At 36.4% G+C, this 5,050-nt stretch carries 6 protein-coding genes; all 6 read left to right on the top strand.

Annotated features, from left to right (window positions below; all coding sequences use genetic code 11):
* Window positions 1-211 precede the first annotated feature (211 nt).
* The 6 genes from H3001_RS18590 to H3001_RS18565 all read left to right on the top strand — a co-directional run bounded on the left by H3001_RS18590 (window position 212) and on the right by H3001_RS18565 (window position 4,066).
* Window positions 212-529 carry a leucine-rich repeat domain-containing protein gene (locus tag H3001_RS18590; protein WP_181215739.1) on the top strand — a complete coding sequence of 106 codons (318 nt, stop codon included), beginning with the start codon at window positions 212-214 and terminating at the stop codon, window positions 527-529.
* Between the two features lie 619 nt (window positions 530-1,148).
* The gene (locus H3001_RS18585; RefSeq protein ID WP_181215738.1) at window positions 1,149-1,832 is read left to right on the top strand and encodes a PP2C family protein-serine/threonine phosphatase; all 684 of its coding nucleotides are present in this window, start codon (window positions 1,149-1,151) and stop codon (window positions 1,830-1,832) included.
* 31 nt (window positions 1,833-1,863) lie between these two features.
* Window positions 1,864-2,232, top strand: a complete 369-nt coding sequence (locus H3001_RS18580; RefSeq protein WP_181215737.1) for a hypothetical protein — start codon at window positions 1,864-1,866, stop codon at window positions 2,230-2,232.
* A 349-nt stretch (window positions 2,233-2,581) separates the two neighbouring features.
* On the top strand, window positions 2,582-2,797 hold the full coding sequence (locus H3001_RS18575; protein WP_181215736.1) for a hypothetical protein: 216 nt from the start codon (window positions 2,582-2,584) through the stop codon (window positions 2,795-2,797).
* Window positions 2,788-3,705: a protein-tyrosine phosphatase family protein gene (locus H3001_RS18570; protein WP_181215735.1), complete on the top strand. Its 918-nt coding sequence runs from the start codon at window positions 2,788-2,790 to the stop codon at window positions 3,703-3,705. Before H3001_RS18575 ends, H3001_RS18570 begins: the two co-directional genes overlap by 10 nt.
* A 136-nt stretch (window positions 3,706-3,841) precedes the next feature.
* Entirely contained in the window at window positions 3,842-4,066 is a 225-nt protein-coding gene (locus H3001_RS18565) for a metallophosphoesterase (protein WP_181215734.1), read from the top strand.
* Window positions 4,067-5,050: the final 984 nt, after the last annotated feature.

Raw genomic sequence — 5,050 nt, 5'->3', positions numbered from 1 at the left:
CGGATTACGAAAACCTTCTTCCCATGACAATATGCAAATAATAATCGTTAAATTTGTGGACTCTTTTTTAGACGGGTGCCTGCTGGCGCCCGTCTAAAAGGGGACACCCTAAAATTGGAAACTTACCAGATATATTGATTCCAGTAATTTTATATTTGATAGTACTGCAGTTCTCTTTGATGCGAAATATACATCTGTTGACCATGGAATTATGTATAATTTGGACAGGACAGTCGTTGTTAAGTGTATTGACAGGAAGCTGAAGGGCGTAATATTGCCAGAAAGTGTAATAAGGATTGAAGATTATGCATTTTCCGGTTGTATTAATCTTGAAAAAATCAGTTTATCTAGAAATACTAGAGAAATAGGGATCAAAGCTTTTAGCGGTTGTGTTGCATTGGAAAATGTGTTTATGACACAATCTTTGAACAGTATAGGAGATTATGCTTTTGTAGCGTGTGATAAATTGGAATTATTTGACGTTGATGAAAAAAATATTAATATGGGAGAATCTGTTTTTTTAAGATAAATAGTCTTCAAATTAACTAGGAAGATAATAATATACCCGACAATGTCCTTACAGGATGATTCTGACCTCACGAGAGTTCTGTAGCATACTGACAGATATCAGAGATACCTATGAAAAACGTGACAAGAATCTGTCGAAATGTAAAAAGCGTGTTTTCATTAATCTAGACCATGTACTGGTAAACTTTCATGTAGCAGCAGAAAAGCAAGGCGACGGAACCCTTAAGATGTATCAAGGTCGGATTGATGAAATACTAGGAGCGATTGATGCCGTATCTGAACTGCAAGAGTATTTTGACTGGTATATTCCGGTTACTGCTTCATAGGATATTCCTTCCGTTCAGCAGATAAGGGAAAGTGGGTTGCACACACTTTGGGCGGCATGTTTAAAGAGCGTATTATCATAATTGTAGAAAAATGTGTAAAGGTGATTATTTGATAGACGGCCCAGAAAATAATGGAACATCAGAATTTGAAGGTGAATGGATTAGGTTCGGTAGTGGAAATTATCCTGACTGGTATTCCGTTATCTCGTATTTATATAAGAAATAGGAATTGGACAAAAATTTAACTACCTGTGACGATTGATAATGGATATGTTAAACGAAAACAACAGAAATATGAATATACAATATGCTACATTAAGCAAGACTGGAAAACGTTCTAATAATGAGGATGCTTTCAATGTTATTCAGTCAGATGATAATTCTCGTTGGCTTGGTATTATATGCGATGGATTAGGAGGTCATGCTTTTGGCGAAGTAGCCAGTGAAACGGTTATAAAAGCTTTCACCGACTATTGGATGGAGAATGATAAAGAAAAAGATACGGAAGATAAAGTGAATAACGCCTGTCTCTTTGCATACAACGAATTAAATAAGTGTGCCGATAGTTTAAAACATGCAGAGATGGGCACAACAATGGTAATGGCAAGTATAGAAGGTAATATTGTAACAGTAGCACATATAGGTGACAGCAGGTGTTATATTCTACGTAAAGATGGTGGATTGCTATATCAGACAGAAGACCATGTGAATCAATTTTGGGGTTGGGAGACTCTTTCCAGATGTTTATTTTCATACAATGCCAGTAATCATGTTCCAGATATGGTACAGCTTCATTTAGAAGCAGGAGACCGCATATTGCTTTGTTCCGATGGATTATATAAAAGTATATACCCATATATTCTCCAGGAACGGATGATGGACAACAAATCACCTGAAGATATTCTGGATACTTTTAATTTCCTTTGCGAGAAGAATGGCGATGATAACTATACAGCTATTCTGGCTTATATAGAATAATATCATAGTTTTACTTATAAAAAGAATTTCTATGAATAAATCAGACAATAACGTACAAATGGTAATGAATCTGATTGAGGATATAAAAAGAAGACTCAATCTGTCAGATTCAATGGAGAATATTATTAAAAAGGCAAATCAGGAAGGTTATAAGTACGCAAGACTCAACAAACTGATATTGTATCCATGGGAGGACGTATTGGCCAGTATGTATAAGTATCCTGAAAAAGTTACCACGGTGAATGATGAAAGATGCCCTAAATGCAGTGGACAGTTGATAAAATTATATTTTATGTCACCCGATTGGACTTGGAGTAAGTTGTGTGGGCGTGCTGGATACATGATTATATGTCCTGACTGTATTGAACAAATAGATTTCAATTTAGAGGTTATGAACTGAAAGACTTCACCTATTCATAAATGATAGAAGTAGCTGTACAAGTATGAAAGAAGTTATTTAAATAAAGACAGAATCATTAGTGTCCTGATTTAACGGATGCTAATAGTATGAATAACAATTATATTTTATATACTCAAGGAGATGGTTATAGTAGTCATCCACCTGAAAGATAAAACAGCAAGCATACTTTCTATTCTTTATGAAGGGATTGAATATACTCGTCTCGAACAAAATAACAGTAAAAAAGAGATCTGTCATATTTTATATTGTGGGGATGTGGTGCAATGCTAATCTGTTTGCAGAGAAGGAAAGACTGCATTGTCTGTTTACCGACATAATTGTTACAGAAATGAGTGAGGCTTTATTGTATGATATTAATACCTCACAGGAGGAGTTGGACAGGGAAAATGTAAAGTTGGCAGAACGCCTGCGTTTATTACTGGATGAGAATGTAATGTTGCAAGATATTCCGTCAAAAATATTGGCTATGGATGATGTACATTTGCAGTTTATTTTAATTATTGCAACTTCCATTATTTATAAAACTTCACTAAAATGGAAATAAAGAACCTGATATGCGCTGTCTGTGAACAACTGTTACGTCCCCAAGTATGGCGTAATATTTTCATTACGCACGATGCATTTGGCATATTTAGCAGATATAGCCATATTTCAAGAAGTACAGGCCAACCGAAAATGATGTATCCTTCGAAAATGGATGCTCAGAAAGCGGCCGATGTGATGAGTAAAAAATATGGTGTTCATTTCTCTGTATATAAATGTGTTTGGTGTGATGGGTGGCATATCGGGAAAAACAGCAGAAATAAGGTTAAACCGGATGCTAGAACCATGACACAGAATCTTTTGTTTGTTAAGCAACCGAATGTTCTGTATGAGAGATTAAGGCAATATCCTATTGTTGATCTTGCCCCTGTTTATGACCGAGGAGTTAGGGGACGTACTTTATCTGCGCGCGAAAGCAAATGGCTGTTGGAAAAGTTGCGTGAATCCGGCGTTAAGGTAATAATAGATCTTCGTACTGCCGATCATACTGACCGCTACGACAGTAGTGTAGCAGATGTGGGGTTAGAATATCATAATATACCAATTGATAGTAGGAAGACGGATGTACAGCAGATAATAGCTTCACTGCCCACATTGTTTGGTCTGATGGACAGAGGTAATTTCTATATTTCCTGTGCTATGGGAAGGCATCGTACTGATATTGCCATCGCGCTTTATTATGTACTGCATCCCTTGGTCCATTTTGAGGACGTACCGGAAATGAAGGGACATCGAAATGTAGAGAAGAAATTCTTTAGATGTGAAGACATCGCTACAAGACTTAACAGTGTCATGAAAGCGATTTCTCCAGATGAATTGAAACTGTTAGGTTTGCCTGCTAACTATGAGTCAGAGTTTAACAGACGTAAGAAGCATTTGTTTGATGTAAACCGGAACTTTGAATGTTGACAGACATGAGAATAAAAGAACAAGTAGAACTGATGAGAGGTTTTTCTTCCAATGAGATTTGGTTCATCTCCGATATGCATTTCTTTCATAATCGGGTCATTGAATATTGTCTAGACCTTTTGCTTGTGTTGAAGAAATGAATGAGGAGATGGTAACCCGCTGGAGCTCGGCCGTGCATAAAGATGATATAGTCTTTCATCTCGGAGACTTTTGTTATGACAAAGCCGATGAATGGATTTATATACTCGAAAGATTAAAAGGTAGAATATATTTTATCTTGGGGAATCATGATGTGGAATATATCACTGAAGATATAGCAATTTATTTTGAAGGAATAGCTGCCCAATTACGTCCAATGTAAAAAGGCAAGAAAATTTATTTCAACTATTTTCCTTTCTTTCATTCGAGGGTGATACACGCCGGACCTGGCAATTCTTCGGACCTATTCATTCCAATCAGCATAATTGCAACATAATCAGCTCGGAACTATTATCTATGTTACAGGTAAACTAATATGACATAGGTGTTGACAACAACAACTTTACCCTGGTATCTTACAGGCAAATTGAACAAATAATGGCAAACCTAAACAATGAATAGTATAAATAGGTTTATGCACAGGTGATTCCTGTCGTGATCCTTTCGCAGAAACCGCCATGCGGAAGTTACTGAACGATTCTTGTATCGAAAATATTGAAGTTTCATCGATGAGGACTCTTGATTTGGGAGAGAAACCGTAGGATGCTGTCATGATAGATGTGACAAAGGAGATGGTATATTGAATAGTTGTAAGTATTCGGTAAACCACGTATTTTTTCTCAAACTTCCGTTATTAACTTTACTTCCAAAATGTAAAGTTATGATGACATGAGAAGAAGTAGTAGAGATAATGAACTACAGCAAAGAGTACAAAGTGAATTATAAGTCAAGATTAGAGGAATTCAATAGTTTCAATTTATCACCAATGTAGACATATGGATGGTATGACGAGGTGGATAAATCAGGGTTCCTTGCCTTAGGAAGAGTAGCAAGGTCAATCCAGACGCATTATCTTGAAATAATAAATATTTTGAGCGACGCTCTACGAACGCAGCTTCTGAGTCCTTTAATGCTAAATAAAGAACTTCGCTCACAATTCAGGGGAGTGAAGGATAGAGCTTTCTTTCTGTTTAGGCTCTCGAAAATTTATGCGTAATATGAGAATCCCTCAGGTTTTTACGGCTCAGTAGAAATTTAGTGGGGATAAATTTGTAATCTAATCGAATAGTTCTTTACTTTACAGCATGGAAAACGATTATTTGAGCATGTTGGCCAGTATTGTACTGCCCACACAGATATTGGATTA

The sequence above is a fragment of the Phocaeicola faecicola genome (genome assembly GCF_013618865.1).
GTDB lineage: Bacteria > Bacteroidota > Bacteroidia > Bacteroidales > Bacteroidaceae > Phocaeicola > Phocaeicola faecicola.
This window is presented reverse-complemented; position numbering and strand designations above follow the sequence as displayed.

Bases quoted from the DNA above. Each gene is read 5' to 3' on its own strand.
- H3001_RS18580 (WP_181215737.1), top strand. From the start codon at position 1,864: ATGAATAAATCAGACAATAACGTACAAATGGTAATGAATCTGATTGAG.
- H3001_RS18585 (WP_181215738.1), top strand. From the start codon at position 1,149: ATGAATATACAATATGCTACATTAAGCAAGACTGGAAAACGTTCTAAT.
- H3001_RS18565 (WP_181215734.1), top strand. From the start codon at position 3,842: ATGAATGAGGAGATGGTAACCCGCTGGAGCTCGGCCGTGCATAAAGAT.
- H3001_RS18590 (WP_181215739.1), top strand. From the start codon at position 212: ATGTATAATTTGGACAGGACAGTCGTTGTTAAGTGTATTGACAGGAAG.
- H3001_RS18570 (WP_181215735.1), top strand. From the start codon at position 2,788: ATGGAAATAAAGAACCTGATATGCGCTGTCTGTGAACAACTGTTACGT.
- H3001_RS18575 (WP_181215736.1), top strand. From the start codon at position 2,582: ATGAGTGAGGCTTTATTGTATGATATTAATACCTCACAGGAGGAGTTG.